This window comes from Streptosporangium amethystogenes subsp. fukuiense, from assembly GCF_042665875.1.
In the GTDB taxonomy this organism is placed as follows: domain Bacteria; phylum Actinomycetota; class Actinomycetes; order Streptosporangiales; family Streptosporangiaceae; genus Streptosporangium; species Streptosporangium fukuiense.
The window spans coordinates 7,255,754-7,269,663 of the sequence record NZ_JBHTEE010000001.1; the positions used below are offsets into that span (position 1 = coordinate 7,255,754).

Below are 13,910 nucleotides of genomic sequence, written 5' to 3' on the forward strand. Positions count from 1 at the left end.
TTGCACGACCTGTTGGGTTTGGACGCGCTCGGACAGGCGCAGGCCGTATCGAAGGGAGAAGTCTCCCCGAGGGAACTCGCCGAGGCGGCGATCGCCCGGATCGAGGCGTGCGACGGCGCGATCAACGCGGTGGTGCACCGCAGGTTCGAGCGGGCGCTGGAGGAGGCGGACAAGGTCGAGCTCGACGCCCCCTTCGCGGGGGTGCCGACGCTGCTGAAGGACCTGGGCTGGGGCATGGCCGGTGAGCCGTACCGCGCGGGATCGCGCACCCTCGACGGGATCTCGGCGGAGCGCGACGGCTACGCGGTGACCAGGCTGCGCCGGGCGGGGTTCACCATCCTGGGCCGGACCAACACCCCGGAGTTCGGCACCGCGATCACCACCGAGCCGGTGGCGTTCGGTCCGACCCGTAACCCGTACGACCTCCGCTACAGCAGCGGCGGGTCGAGCGGAGGGTCCGCGGCGGCGGTGGCGGCGGGCATGGTCGCGGTGGCCACGGCCAGCGACGGCGGCGGATCGATCCGGATCCCGGCGAGCATGTGCGGGCTGGTCGGTCTGAAGCCCAGCAGGGGCAGGGTCAGCTCGGGGCCGTCGGCGGGCGAGCCCTGGGCGGGCTTCTCGGCCGCGGGCCTGCTCTGCCGTACGGTCAGGGACAGCGCGGCGACCCTCGACGTGGTCGCGGGGGCGATGCCGGGTGATCCGTACGGCGCGCCCGCCTGGCGGCGCCCGCTCGCCGAGGAGGTCGGAGCCGACCCCGGGCGGCTGCGGATCGGCTTCCTCACCGGACATCCGGACGGGACCGTCCCGCCGGAGGCGGACCTGGTGACCGCGGTCACCGGGGCCGCCGGGCTGCTGGCGGCGCTGGGACACGACGTCGAGCCGGGAGGGCCGCCCGCGCTCGCCGAGGACGGCTTCGCCGCGCACTTCGGCACCGTCGTCGCCGCCCACGTGGCCGCCGACCTGGAGGACATCGGGCGCTGGCGCGGCAGACCCGTGGAGCTGGACGAGCTGGAGACGCGCAACCGGATCCTGGGTGCGGCGGGTCGCGAGCTCGGTGCGGTCGGCTACCTGGCCTCGCGCGACTGGATCGACGGGTTCCGGCGGCGGATGGCCGCCTGGTGGAACTCCCACGACCTGCTGCTCATGCCGTCCCTGGGAGTGGCGCCCTTCCGCCTCGGCGAGCTGCCCGCGGACGATGTGAGCCTCTCACGGGGCCTGACCAACCAGGCGGTGGCGTTCACCTCGCCGATCAACGCCACCGGGCAGCCCGCGATCTCCCTGCCGCTGCACCGCACCGCGGACGGTCTGCCGGTAGGCGTGCAACTGGTCGCCGCGGCGGGACGGGAGGACCTGCTCATCCGGGTGGCCGCGCAGATCGAGGAGGAGCGGCCCTTCCGGCACACGGCGATGCGCTGACCCGATTTTCGGGGAAGGACGGACGGGAGCGGCGGCGGGGCATGATCGTCCCGGTCGCGGTCGGCGTTCGGGAACCGTATCGGAAAATCACGCGTTATATCGTGAAGTGGCGGGGTAGTACGCCACCAGGCGAACGTGCTTCCGAGAGGAATCCCCATGGCGAAGGCGGCGCGCGCGGCACAGGCGTGGAAGACGTACCGGAGTGTGTCGAAGCCGGGCTCGCCCGGTCTCGGCGCTCGCCTGCGCGCTCTTCCCAGGATGATCGGCGCGGTCATGCGCGGGCAGTACCCCGGTATGAGCAAGGGCAAGCTGGCCATGATGGGCCTTGGCGTGCTCTACATCATCTCGCCGGTCGACATCGTCCCCGACTTCCTGGTTCTCATCGGGGTGGCCGACGACTTCGGGGTCTTCCTGTGGCTGATGAGCTCCCTGCTCGGTGAGGGCGGACGCTACGTCGACTGGGAGCGTGACCGGGTCAGAGCTGTTCCATCCTGAGCCAGGCGCGGGAGGGCAGCGGGTGGCCGAACAGGCGGGCGGCGTTGCCGTAGGCCACCCGGGCGATGTCGGCGGGCGGCAGGCTGCCCAGGTTCGTCGCGATGGCCTGCTGGGTGTCGGGCCAGGTGGAGTCGGAGTGGGGGTAGCCGCTCTCCAGCAGCACGTGCTCCAGCCCGACGGCGAGCCGCACCCCGGACAGGGCGTGGTCGTTGAGCGTGCCGAAGAAGAAGTTTCTGCGCAGGACCTCGCTGGGCTTCAGGCCGCCCTCCCAGGAGGCCTCGCCGGCCACCGGGTGGTCGAGCGCGTAGTCGGCCCGCTCGGCGAGCATCGGCAGCCAGCCCACGCCCCCCTCCACGATGAGGATCCGCAGCGCGGGGAAGCGCAGCGGGATGCCCGACCAGAGCCAGTCGGCACAGGCGAACATGGCGCTCGTCGGCATCAGCGTGGTGATCGCCTCGATCGGGGTGTCCGGTGAGGGGACGGGGGCCCAGGAACCGGCGCCGGCGTTCAGGCAGACGACCGTGCCCGTCTCCTCGCACGCCTGGAAGAACGGGTCCCAGTGGTCGCTGTGGATGGACGGCAGACGTAGCCGGGTGGGGAACTCGGGAAAGAGCACCGCCTTGAAGCCGCGCGCCGCGTTGTCGCGGATCTCCTTGGCGGCGATCTCGGGGTCGGTCAGCCAGGGCAGCTGCAGGGCGATGATCCGCTCCGGATAGGTGCCCGCCCAGACGTCCACGTGCCAGTCGTTCCACGCGCGCAGGATCGCCAGACCGAGCTCCTGGTCGCGGGTCTTGGCGAAGACCATGCCCGACTGCCCGGCCAGCATGCCGGGGAAGCAGAGCGCGGCCCAGACGCCGGCGCGGTCCATGTCCTCGATCCGGGCCTCGATGTCGTGGCAGCCGGGACGCATGTGCTCGAACCGCACCGGGTCGAGCGTCCACTGCTCGCGGGGCAGACCGGCGCCCACGTCGAGCCCGGCGCAGGGGTAGGTGGCACCGCCGTAGCGCCAGACCTGGTGACCCGAATCGGTCTCGACCACCTTTGGAGCCAGCTCGGCGTACTTCTCCGGCAGCCGGTCGTCGAACATGTCGGGCGGCTCGATCAGGTGGTCGTCGGCTGAAATGATCACATAGTCCCGCCGCCTGGGCTCGGGGTCGGGGAGCAGCGGCGTAGTCACACGGTCAACCGTATGACGCTGGAATAACACTGTTCAAGCCGCAAGGTCTCCGGTTGGTATCTCTGTCTCCCAGGACGTCTCTTACAGGCGCCCTACGGGGCCACCGGCTAGCCTGTCTGGCGGTGGATCTCGCGTGACGGGGGCAGAGATGCGAGTGGTGGTTCCGGCGCGGGGCGACATACCGTATGTCGTGCGTCTGGCGCTGCTGTTCGTGCTCGCGATCTCCACGGTGGTCGTCCATTTCAACCAGGCGCCACCTCTGCGGCCCGCCGCGGAGCTCATCTCGGACCTGCGGGCCGGCGGGGTGACCAAGGTCGTCTACGACCGCAACTGGCCCGCCTACGGCACGCTGACGTGGTCGCACGGGCCGCTCTCCTGGAACCAGGCCCGCTTCGACCAGCCCGACGACGTCTGGGACCCGGAGACCACCCGGCTGGTCCCCGAGGCTCTTGAGCGGCGCCAGGGGGCCTTCCTGGCCCAGGTACGCGCCGCGGCCGACCCCGGCGTGGAGATCGTGCGCACCGAGGGCTTCGGCGGCCCGATCGGCGGCTCGGTGGGCTCGCCCGCCTACGGGCGCTGGTGGGCACCCTTCGGCCCGGTGGCGGTGATGGCGGAGGTGCTGGCCTGGCTGCTCATGCTGACCCGGCCGAACCCCCGCTACGCCAGCCGCTGGGCGTGGTTCTGGATGTTCCTCACCGGCGGCTCGCTGTTCTACGTACTGCTGGAGCCCCGCCCACTATGGCGCGGACCGTACGAGATGCTGCCCGCACCGGCCAGAATCGACGGCACGCGGGGGTTCGCGATCGCGGTGGCGCTCCTTTTCGGCATGGCCATGGTCAACGCATGACCATGAGGTAGTGATGGGGCATGGTTCCCGAAGGGGGGCGAAGTCCGTCGTGGCCGGCGGATCCTCGGGCCGATCATCCGGACGGCGCTCCTGCTCGTCCTGATCTCAGGTGCCGGCCCGCTCCGCCGGCGCGGTCTGTTCCGCCGGTGCGGGCCGCCCGGGACCGTCCGGGAGTTCGCCGGACTCCGGACCGCCGGTCGCGGCCGCGGCCCTGAGGTCGGCGGCCTCCCTGCGGATCAGCAGCACCCAGCCGCCGATCGCGACCCCGATGAACAGCCACCACTGCACGCCGTACGCCAGGTTGAGCCCGCCTCCCCCGCCGACGTCCGGTGCCGGGACGGGATCCGGCGCGGCGGCGGCCGCGGGCGACTGCTCGGTCAACTCGACGTACCCGCCGAGAAGCCGGTACGGCAGGCGGCCGCCGATCGCCTCGGTGTTGATCAGCAGGACCTGGCCCGTGGGCAGGCCCGCTCGGTCCCGGATGCCCGAGGTCTCCTCGGTCTCGGTGGGCCGTAGCCTGCCGGTGACAGTTACCTCACCTGAGGACGGGGCGGGGACCTCGGGGAGGGCGTCGGCCGTGGCACCCGCCTTGACCCAGCCCCGGTTCACCAGCACGCCGGTGCCCTTCGGGGAGATCAACGGGGTCAGCACGTAGAAGCCGACCACCTTGTTCTGGACGCGGCGCCTGACCAGGAGCTGGGCATCCGCGTCGTACCTGCCGCGGACCGTGACGGGGCGGTATTTGTCCTGCACGGAGACGGTGCCGCCGGGCGAGGTCAGCTCTTCCACGGCGACGGGGGTGGCGGCGAGGTTGCGCGTGATCTGGTCGCTGCTGGTGGATCTTTCCGTGAAACGCCCGAACTGCCACTGGCCCAGCAGCACGAAAGCGGGGATGACCAGCAACACCACCACGTGCAGAGCCAGCCATCGGGGAGTCAGCAGAAACCGGTACACGCTCTCAAGAGTAGGCATCGGGAGCGTCGCCCCGTCCTCCGAGTGCGCTTTTGGGAGTGGCGGAGGGTGCCCGCGGGCGTAGTAAGGTGCCCGGAACCGCGCGATCGTCGGATGTCATGGAAAATTCCATGGACACTCCGGACATCGCATATGGTCGGCTGAAATATCCCCCCGGGACGTTCCACCACCCTCGGAGCCTGCTCCTGATGACTGTGCTCATGCCCGCTCCCACGGCTCCGATCGCACTCCCCCGTCTCGGCGCTCTGCTGCGGCATGCCGCCCCCAGGGTGTTCGAGAGCATGATGCTTCCCGTTCTCGTCTTCTACGTCGCGCTGATCTTCACCAACTCGCACGTCGCGCTCGCGGTGGCGGCGCTCTGGGTCTACGGCGGGGTCGCCTGGCGGCTGGTCAGGCGGAGCGAGGCACCCGGCACGCTCATGCTGGCGGCGGGCACGATCACCGTCAGGGTGGTGCTGACCGTGGCGACGGGCAACCCCATCGTGTTCTTCCTCCAGCCCTGCCTCGGGGTGTTCTGCGTGAGCATGGGTTTCCTGCTCACCGCGCCGTTGCGGCGGCCGCTGATCCGGCGGGTGGTGGCCGATCTCGTGCCGTTGCCCGACCAGGTGACCGAGCACCCGCGGATGCGCCGGTTCTTCGTGTCGCAGTCGGTGCTGTGGGGTTGCGCGCAACTGCTGAACGCGGCGCTGAGCCTGTGGCTGCTGCTCAGCCAGACTCTGGAGACCTACCTTCTGGTGCGCACCTCGGCGGTGGCGGTGCTGCTCGGCGGTGTGGCACTGATCTCGGTGCTCAGCCTCCGGCACTGCCTGCGGGGCCTGGAGACGCGAGGGCCGGAGGGCTGAGGCGCATGCCGGGTCCGGGAAGCGCGGTGACCTCTCTCGGGCCGGACACCTCGTGCCCCTCGGCGCAGCGGAAGTGCTGCTCGATCGGAGCGCCGCAGCCGCGGTGGGTGAGGAGTGTCGGCGGCCCCTCGTGGTCGCTGAGATACCTGTCGCCCCACTGCATCAGGGCCACCAGGGTCGGATAGAGGTCGAGGCCCATCTGGGTCAGCCGGTATTCGTCGCGCTGCCGCTGCCCGGGTTCGCGGTAGGGCACCTTGCGCAGCAGTCCCTCCTCCACGAGACGGGCCAGCCTGGCGCTGAGCACCTGCCTGGGGGCTCCCGTGGCGGCCTGCATGTCGGCGAAACGCCGTACCCCGCTGAACGCCTCGCGCAGCACCAGGAACGTCCACTTCTCGCCGACGACGCCGAGGGCGCGCTCGATGGAACAGTTCTCCAGCCGCAGGGGCAGGTTGCCGGGAGCCGCCTCACTCATGTGCGAATCGTAAGTCGCCATGACGCCACCTCCAACGTTCGCCTAAGTCTACTTGACATACTCAGCCCTCTCGCGAGAATCTGAGTCCATGATGCGAACTCAGCTTGCGCCGCCGTGCCCGGCCCCGGCGTCACCCGTGCCCATGGGCGTCGTGCCCGGGGAGGCGATCGAGATCCGGCCCGCGCGGCCGGATGACGAGGAGCAGGTCCGTCGCTTCCTCGGGGGGCTGTCGTCCCGGACGCGGACACGGCGGTTCTTCAGCGGGGTGAGCCGTCCCGGCGCGGGCTTCGTCAGGGCGCTCCTCGCGGTGGACGAACGGTGCGACGCGCTGCTCGCGGTCCACGAGGGCCTCGTCGTCGGGCACGCGATGAGCCACCGGAGAGAGGGGGAGGCGGTCGACATCGAGATCGCCGTGGTGGTGGGCGACGAGTGGCAGGGAGTGGGGCTCGGCTCCCGGCTCGTCCGCACGCTGATGCGCCGCGCGGCGGCCCGGGGAGCCGGGACGGTGGGGATGGACGTGCTCGGAGACAACCGCACGGTACTGGCGATGATCCGCAAGATGTGGCCCGAGGCGACCATGCGCGCCTCCTGCGGCGCGGTGGAGGTGACCGCGAGAATCCTGCGCTGAGCGAGCTCCGCGCCGGGGCGCGGGCGTGTGGGCTGGGCCTCGGGGGTGTGGCGCGGTATCGAGATCAAGGCGGTAGGATCGGCGTGGCCCAAGCCGTTTCCCGCACAGTTTGCGGAATAAGGTTCTGGTGCCTCACCATTGGAATCGTGAAGACTGCCAAGAACGGACGCGACGGCCGCACCAGGATCGTCGAGGGCGCCCTACGACGATTCAGCCAAGATGGTGTCTCGGCCACCACGCTGGCCAGCCTCCGTGAGGAGAGCGGCGTCAGCGTCGGCAGCTTCTATCACCATTTCGCCAGCAAGGAACATGTCTTCGGCGTCCTGTACGCCGAGACCCTGCGCATGTACCAGGACGCGTTCCTCGCCGAACTCCATCGCCACGAGGGGGCGCGGGAGGGCATCGAGGCCATCGTCGCACTGCACATGTCCTGGTGTGGCGAGCATCGCGAGCGCGCCCACCTGCTGATCAGCGAGCGGCCGCCCAGGCGCGAGGAGCCGGGTGGCACCGAGGTGTCGGAGTCGCGCAGGGCGTTCTTCAGAACGGTCTCCGACTGGTGGCGCCCGCACATGAAGAACGGGCTGCTCCAGCCCGTCCACCCGACGATGTGCTATGTGCTCTGGCTCGGACCGGCCAACGAGATGTGCCGCCTGTGGTTCGCCGGGGCACACCAGCCCACCTCCGAGGAGATCGGCGGCCTCTGTGAGGCGGCCTGGCAGAGTCTGCGGCAGCCGGGTTCCTGACCGTCGTCACCGTTCCCGCCCGGCCGGAGCGGGCTCAGCGGGTGCCCGCCAACTGGCGCATCCGCGTCGACACCCGCCAGACGTCCTCGTCGAGCGAGATGTCCAGTCGCAGGTCCTGGCGCCGGCGCCGCAGGCCGGGCACGCGCACCCGGTCGGAGACGTCGAACCTGCCGCGCCTGGCGTAGCCGAACCCCAGCTCTCCGGGGAGGACTCGCAACTCATCCTGATTGCCACATCGCGGACAGGTCCAGGCGACCAGATCCTTGCCTCGGCAATAGTCGTGGCAGGCGCGAAAATACTCATCAGGGCGAAAACGGGACTCGCAGGCGAAGCAGGGGATCAGCATCACGGATCCTTTGAAACGGATGGCGCAGTTACCAAGAAGTACCGCCTCCCGGTTGAAGCCCGCTTGCAGAATGCTTACCCCGGTGTGTAACAGTCTCATCACTCGGGGCAGCCGGACGTGCCCGGTGCGAGGATTGCCCGGTGAACGATCTGCTGGACCGGCTCAGAGAGCTTCTGCTCGACACCGGCTACACCATCGACGGCGTCCGCGAGCGACTCGGGGACGTCGCCGCCACCGCGCTCTCTCGCGAGGAGACGGTGCCCGCCCTGCGCGCCACCGGTCAGGGCGACCCGCTCGGCACCCTGATCCGGCTGTGGTGGCTCGGCGCCCCCGTGGAGGCGCGAGGGGCACCGGCGGGGCTCCCGCTGGAGGAACTGGCCGCCGCGGGACTGGTGACCGTCGAGGGCGGGCGGGTCGCCTCCACGGTTCACCTGCAGCCCTGGGAGACCGGTGGTTACCTGGTCTCCGACCGCAAGGTCAGGCCGGGCGACCCCGCCCTGCGCCCGGACCACGTCGTCGGCGCGGGGGGAGCCTCGGCGAACCTCGCCCAGCTGGCCTCACGTCGCCCGGTCGGGCGTGCTCTGGATCTCGGTACCGGGTGCGGGGTCCAGGTGCTCCATCTGAACGGCCGCGCCGAGGAGATCACGGCCACCGACGTCAACCCGCGCGCGCTGGAGCTGGCCCGGTTGAGCTGGGCACTGTCCGGGATCACCGGGGTCGAGGCGCGGCGGGGTTCCATGTTCGATCCCGTCGAGGGCGAGCGCTTCGACCTGGTCGTCTCCAACCCGCCGTTCGTGATCTCCCCGGCCGGCCGGTTCACCTACCGGGAGTCGGGCTTGTCCGCCGACGACTTCTGCCGCGACCTCGTACGGCGGGCGCCGGGCCACCTCGCACCCGGCGGCACCTGCCACCTGCTGGCCAACTGGCTGCACGTCGACGGCGAGGACTGGCGTGACCGGGTGGGCGGCTGGCTCGCCGGGACCGGCTGTGACGGCTGGGCGGTCCAGCGCGACGTGCAGGATCCCGCCGAGTACGTCGAGCTGTGGCTGAGGGACGCCGCCGAGCAGGGCACCCCGCGCTACCGCGAGCTCTACGACGACTGGCTCGGCTGGTTCGAGTCCGAGAACGTCACCGGGATCGGCTTCGGCTGGATCACACTGCACGACTCAGGGAGTCTTGACCCGGTCGTGCGGGTGGAGGAGTACGGCCTGCCGGTGGAGTTGCCGGTCGGCGGATACGTGGACGAGGTGCTCGGCGCGATCACCACGGCACACCGGCTGACCGACGCCCAGCTGCTGGGCGCCAGACTGGCGGTCGCCGAGGGGGTGCTGGAGGAGCGGACCGGACCGCCCGGCGCCGAGGACCCGGCGCGGATCGTGCTGCGGCAGACCGGGGGGCTGCGCCGCAGCACGCGGGTCGGGACCGTGGAGGCCGCCCTCGCGGGGGTCTGCGACGGCGACTATCCACTGGCCCCGCTGCTCGACGCGATCGCGGAACTCATCGGCGAGGACCCCGACGACCTGCGGGCCAAGGCTCCTGCCGTGCTCCGCCCGCTGATTGCCGAAGGGTTTTTCCACATATCCACAGGGTGATTCTCCACAGGCTGTGGATATCGCCGCTATCGCCTGTCAATCGGATGTCAAACCCGGCGGGGGAAGCTCTGGGCGTGGGCACGGATCCGGGGGGTGAAGGGTCCGTGCAAAGTCCGGCCGGCCGCCACAGTGAGGCGGCCGGCCCGCGGGTGACGTACCGGATGACCGGGCCCCCTACACGTCGCCCGGGGCCAGGCGGCCGGCCGGGCTGCCACGTCCATTCCGGACCGCGGACCGACTTCGAGGGGTATGCCAGTGATCAACCACATCTGGATGACGCGACTTGACGATGATCTTTATGATGATCTTGGATCAGCTGTCGACCTGGTCGCGCTCCAGCAGCAGGCGCAGATCCTCGGCCTCGGGCGCCCCGAGCCTGCTGAACAGGTCGTGGGCGCGTTCGAGGCAGTCGCGACCGCGGCCGGTGCTGCCGAGGCCGTTGAGCGCCTTGCCTAGCACCCACAGAGCCTGCGCCTCACCGTACGGGTGGCTGATCTCCCGGCTCACGGTAAGCGCCTGCTCCGCGTGACGGGTCGCGTCCGTGAAGCGGCCCGCGTGGATGAAGGTCTCGGCCAGCCGGGAACAGACCCGCTGCTCCCAGACCCGTTGCCTGCTGGCCCGGAAGAAGGCGAGGCACTCGGCATGGTGGTGGACCGCCTCGGTCAACCGGCCGACCCGCGACAGGATCATCCCCAGGTGGTAGCGGGCCCTGGCGGTGCCGGCGCTGGAGCCCATCTCGATGAACAGGGCCAGCCCCTGCTCGGCGGCGGCGATCGCCTCCTGCGGCTGCTCCAGGAACAGGTGGTCGCGGGCGGAGTAGCTGAGCGTCAGCGCCTCCCCGCCCCGCGCTCCGACCTCCCTGAACGCCTCGCGCGCCGAGCTGAACCAGGCCAGGGCCTCCACGTGGCGACGTCGGCGCCCGGCCACGACGGCCAACGCGTTCAGCACCTCGCCGACAACGATGCGGTCGCCCCCGGCCGACAGCTCCAGGGAGGCGCGGAACTCCTCCTCGGCCTCGGCCAGCCGGTTGGTGCCGAACAGCACACGGCCCAGCACGTAGCGGCAGCGCAGCTCGCTGGAGACGGCACCGAGCCGTCGCGCCACGGCCAGCATCTCCCGCGTCCGGCTCTCGAATTCGCGGCCGTGGCTTCCCGACTCCAGCAGCGGCTCCATGGCGAGCAGCAGGTCGGCCCCCGGCAGCAGTGCCTCGGCCCGGTTCGCGCGGGCCACCTGGGCGATCGACGCGAACAGCGACTCCGCCTCCACCGACAACCAGGCCACAGCCTCGTCGGCGGAGACGAAGGCGTGGCCGGTACCGGTGACCCCCAGCTGGTCGGCGATCGTGCTGCCCTCGTAGGCGAGGCGGTGCGCCGAGCGCGCGGACGCCAGGTAGAAGTCGAGCAGCCGGGCCAGCGCCGCCGCGCCCTCCCCGCCGATGGCCACACTCACCCCGGACCCGCGCCACTCTTCGCCGTCCTGACCGTCGTCTCCCCCCGCCGTGCTCTCGGCCCGTTCCGCGATCCGGCGGGCGAAGAGCTTGAGCAGGTCGTGGAAGCGGTAACGGCCGGGGGCCGGAGCCTCAAGCAGGCTGGCGTCCACCAGGGACTCCAGGACGTCCTCGGTGTCCATCGCCTCCAGCGCGAGCAGCCCGGAGGCGGCCCCGATCGAGATGTCCGGGCCACCGGGCAGGGAGAGCAGCCGGAACGCGCGGGCCTGAGCCGGACTGAGCTGGCCGTACCCGAGGGCGAAGGTCGCCTCCACCGCGAGGTCTCCCACGCGCATCTCGTCCAGGCGGCGGCGCTCGTCGGCCAGCCGGGGAACCAGGGAGGCGACGGTCCAGGACGGCCGGGCGGCCAGGCGCGCCGCCACGATTCGCACCGCGAGCGGCAGGAAACCACAGGCGGCGACCACGTCCATGGCGGCGGCGCGTTCCGCCTCCACCCTCTCGGTGCCTGCGACGGTGCCGAACAGCGCGAGGGCCTCCTCCGGCTCCATGACGTCCAGGTCGATCAGCCGGGCCGAGGCCAGGTCGGCGAGTTTGCCGCGACTGGTCACGATCGCCGCACACCCTGCCGAACCGGGGAGCAGCTGGCTCACCTGCGCGGCGTCGCGGGCATTGTCCAGCAGCACGAGCATCCGCCGGTCGGCCAGGAGCGACCGGAACAGCGCGGAACGCTCGGCCAGGCCGTCGGGGATGGCGTCGGAGGGCAGGCCGAGCCCGCGCAGGAACGCGGCCAGCACGGACTCGGGCGCGGTCGGCTCCACGCCGTACCCGCGCAGGTCGGCGTAGAGCTGGCCATCGGGGAACAGATCGTGCATGGCATGGGCGACGTGCACCGCCAGAGCCGTCTTGCCCACGCCGCCGATGCCGGAGATGGCCGCCACGGGCACGCCCTCGGAGCCCTCCTGGGCCGACAGCAGCGTGCGCAGCCGCGCGATGATCTGACGGCGCCCGGTGAAGTCGTTCACGGCGGCGGGAAGCTGCGCGGGGCGCGGCAGCTCCGGGACCACCGGTGTTCCCCGCCTCCCCGACGTTCTCATCGGCTCCGGCTCCGGCTCCGGCTTCGGGCTCCGGTCCGGGGCGCCCGGTGCGGCCTCGGCGGGCGCGAGCCGTGCGGGGCGGCCGCCGAGCGCGAGGGCCGGGTCGTCGGTGAGAATGCGCTGGTGCATGCTCGTCAGGTCGGGGCCGGGCTCGATGCCCAGTTCCTCGATCAGCGTGGCGCGGGTGTCGGCGAAGGCGGCGAGTGCCTCCGCCCTGCGCCCGCAGCGGTAGTAGGCCAGCATCAGCTGGGCGCGGAGTCGCTCGCGCAGCGGATGGTCGGCGGTCAGCGCGATCAGCTCGGACAGCACGTCGGCGTGCCTGCCCAGCTCCAGGTCCAGGTCCATCAGGACTTCCAGCACGCTCATCCGGCGCTCGGTGAGCCGGTCGCGCTGGTGTTCGGCATAGGGGCCGACGGCTCCGGCCAGCGGCTCGCCGGTGCACAGCGCCAGGCTCGCACGCAGGCTCTCCGCGGCTTTCGCCGGCTCGCCCGCGCGGCGCGCGACCTCGGCCTCGGCGATGCCACGCTCGAAGAGAACCAGGTCAAGGACGACCCCGTTCAGCCGGAGCGCGTACCCCCTGCCGACGGAGGTGAGCAGTTCGGGGCGGGTGCGCGGGGACCTGTCCGGCTCCAGCACCGCTCGCAGCCGGGAGACGTAGGTGCGCAGGGCGCCGAGCGCGCGGGGCGGGGCGTCGTCCCCCCAGATCGCGTCGATCATCTCGGTCGGCGTCACCGCCCGGTTCTCCCTCAGCAGGAGCATCGCCAGGATGGAACGTTGCAGTGGGGTGCCCAGGTCAAGCTCGGATCCGTCACGCCAGGCCTGGACAGGACCGAGTACGGCGAACCGTAATCCGTCTCCGCTGCCCTGAACAGCCATTTCTTGAATCTCCGCCCGATGGGAAGGTTTATGGCCAAATGATAGATCCTCCCCTGCTGACTCAGTAAGTAGAGGGTTGTCCGTTCGCCGAGCCGTTGATCGCACGTTAATCGGCTGTTGAGTCATGTCCACAATGCTGTGGCTGTCGGGCATGGCCCCATACGGGGGCGGCCATGCCCGACATGTCGGTGGATTGCAGGTATGAATAAAGGTGCTGTAAGCGTGATGAAGGCGGGCGGGCCTATCAATGAGCCATGGCTCCTAGAGGAAGTCGGGAGCCGCCCCCTCAAGGAGAGAACCATCATGCGCCGCTCGATCAGCAAACTCCTCGGTCTCGCCGCCGCCACCGCCGTCATCGCGATCGGTGTTCCGGCCCTCGCCTCCCCGGCCTCGGCCGCCACCCCCGCCGCCGGTTCGGCCGCCTCCAGCGACTACGACGAGTTCTGGGGCTCCTACTACTCCAAGTACTACAACGGCTCCCGCGCCAGCGCCAAGGGCCGCGTCTGGACCGAGGACGACGACAGCGTCCACGTCCAGGGCAGGCTCTACGACAAGTACTCGCCGAGCTGGCTCTGCGGCTACGTCCAGTTCAAGGTCGAGGACCACGAGGGCGAGGAGAGCTACTACTGGGCGCGCAAGTGCGGCTCCCAGGGCTACACCCCCTTCCACTTCGTCCGGGAAGAGGTTGAAAACCTGCAGGTCAGGGTCTGCTACTGGGACAAGCACGACGCCAAGAGGGCGCTGTGCGGCAAGTGGCGCTACATCTACGAGGTCGATGGCGAGGAGTGACCCCACCTCGTCCGGCGGATCCCCTCCATGACCCGCGTACGCCATCAGACGAATACCAGGCCCGCCCGAGACCCGGGCGGGCCTTTTGTTCAATTAAGTAGTTAAAGCGAGCTTTTACCGTTATGCGGCTTTTGTCGGTTTATTTGATTCTCCTTGCCTCACCCCTCGTCCGGG

General features: G+C 70.6%; 13 protein-coding genes. 8 read left to right on the top strand and 5 right to left on the bottom strand.

The window, feature by feature from the left end:
• Both ACFQVD_RS32200 and ACFQVD_RS32205 read left to right on the top strand, forming a co-directional pair.
• Positions 1-1,416: an amidase gene (locus ACFQVD_RS32200; protein ID WP_343971683.1), complete on the top strand. Its 1,416-nt coding sequence runs from the start codon at positions 1-3 to the stop codon at positions 1,414-1,416.
• 156 nt (positions 1,417-1,572) lie between these two features.
• Positions 1,573-1,911, top strand: a complete 339-nt coding sequence (locus ACFQVD_RS32205; protein ID WP_343971680.1) for a YkvA family protein — start codon at positions 1,573-1,575, stop codon at positions 1,909-1,911.
• On the opposite strand, the gene ACFQVD_RS32210 is transcribed toward ACFQVD_RS32205, so the two are convergent.
• Positions 1,892-3,088, bottom strand: coding sequence for an amidohydrolase family protein (locus ACFQVD_RS32210; RefSeq protein WP_343971677.1), 1,197 nt, complete (start codon positions 3,086-3,088; stop codon positions 1,892-1,894). The two genes, ACFQVD_RS32205 and ACFQVD_RS32210, sit on opposite strands and share 20 nt — an antisense overlap.
• Positions 3,089-3,221: 133 nt before the next feature.
• Here ACFQVD_RS32210 and ACFQVD_RS32215 point away from each other — a divergent pair, with 133 nt between their 5' ends.
• Positions 3,222-3,935, top strand: a complete 714-nt coding sequence (locus tag ACFQVD_RS32215; protein ID WP_343971675.1) for a hypothetical protein — start codon at positions 3,222-3,224, stop codon at positions 3,933-3,935.
• Positions 3,936-4,040: 105 nt separating this feature from the next.
• Here the strand turns inward: ACFQVD_RS32215 and ACFQVD_RS32220 are convergent, their stop codons facing one another.
• Entirely contained in the window at positions 4,041-4,889 is an 849-nt protein-coding gene (locus ACFQVD_RS32220) for an SURF1 family cytochrome oxidase biogenesis protein (RefSeq protein ID WP_343971672.1), read from the bottom strand.
• Positions 4,890-5,095: 206 nt separating this feature from the next.
• Here ACFQVD_RS32220 and ACFQVD_RS32225 point away from each other — a divergent pair, with 206 nt between their 5' ends.
• Positions 5,096-5,749, top strand: a complete 654-nt coding sequence (locus tag ACFQVD_RS32225; protein WP_343971670.1) for a VC0807 family protein — start codon at positions 5,096-5,098, stop codon at positions 5,747-5,749.
• On the opposite strand, the gene ACFQVD_RS32230 is transcribed toward ACFQVD_RS32225, so the two are convergent.
• The gene (locus tag ACFQVD_RS32230; protein ID WP_343971668.1) at positions 5,697-6,221 is read right to left on the bottom strand and encodes a winged helix-turn-helix transcriptional regulator; all 525 of its coding nucleotides are present in this window, start codon (positions 6,219-6,221) and stop codon (positions 5,697-5,699) included. The genes ACFQVD_RS32225 and ACFQVD_RS32230 overlap by 53 nt on opposite strands.
• Positions 6,222-6,363: 142 nt before the next feature.
• Between ACFQVD_RS32230 and ACFQVD_RS32235 the strand changes: the two genes are divergently transcribed.
• Complete coding sequence (locus ACFQVD_RS32235) at positions 6,364-6,849, top strand: GNAT family N-acetyltransferase (protein ID WP_343971665.1); 486 nt, start codon at positions 6,364-6,366, stop codon at positions 6,847-6,849.
• 146 nt (positions 6,850-6,995) lie between these two features.
• Positions 6,996-7,592, top strand: a complete 597-nt coding sequence (locus tag ACFQVD_RS32240; RefSeq protein WP_343971662.1) for a TetR/AcrR family transcriptional regulator — start codon at positions 6,996-6,998, stop codon at positions 7,590-7,592.
• A 34-nt stretch (positions 7,593-7,626) separates the two neighbouring features.
• Here ACFQVD_RS32240 and ACFQVD_RS32245 read toward each other — a convergent pair whose 3' ends face one another.
• Positions 7,627-7,809 (bottom strand): hypothetical protein, encoded by a 183-nt coding sequence (locus tag ACFQVD_RS32245; RefSeq protein ID WP_343971659.1) that lies wholly within the window; start codon positions 7,807-7,809, stop codon positions 7,627-7,629.
• A gap of 269 nt (positions 7,810-8,078) precedes the next feature.
• Here ACFQVD_RS32245 and ACFQVD_RS32250 point away from each other — a divergent pair, with 269 nt between their 5' ends.
• Positions 8,079-9,530: a DUF7059 domain-containing protein gene (locus ACFQVD_RS32250; RefSeq protein WP_343971656.1), complete on the top strand. Its 1,452-nt coding sequence runs from the start codon at positions 8,079-8,081 to the stop codon at positions 9,528-9,530.
• A 312-nt stretch (positions 9,531-9,842) separates the two neighbouring features.
• On the opposite strand, the gene ACFQVD_RS32255 is transcribed toward ACFQVD_RS32250, so the two are convergent.
• Positions 9,843-12,947: an AfsR/SARP family transcriptional regulator gene (locus tag ACFQVD_RS32255; protein WP_343971653.1), complete on the bottom strand. Its 3,105-nt coding sequence runs from the start codon at positions 12,945-12,947 to the stop codon at positions 9,843-9,845.
• A 303-nt stretch (positions 12,948-13,250) separates the two neighbouring features.
• Between ACFQVD_RS32255 and ACFQVD_RS32260 the strand changes: the two genes are divergently transcribed.
• Entirely contained in the window at positions 13,251-13,736 is a 486-nt protein-coding gene (locus tag ACFQVD_RS32260) for a hypothetical protein (RefSeq protein ID WP_343971650.1), read from the top strand.
• Positions 13,737-13,910 lie beyond the last annotated feature (174 nt).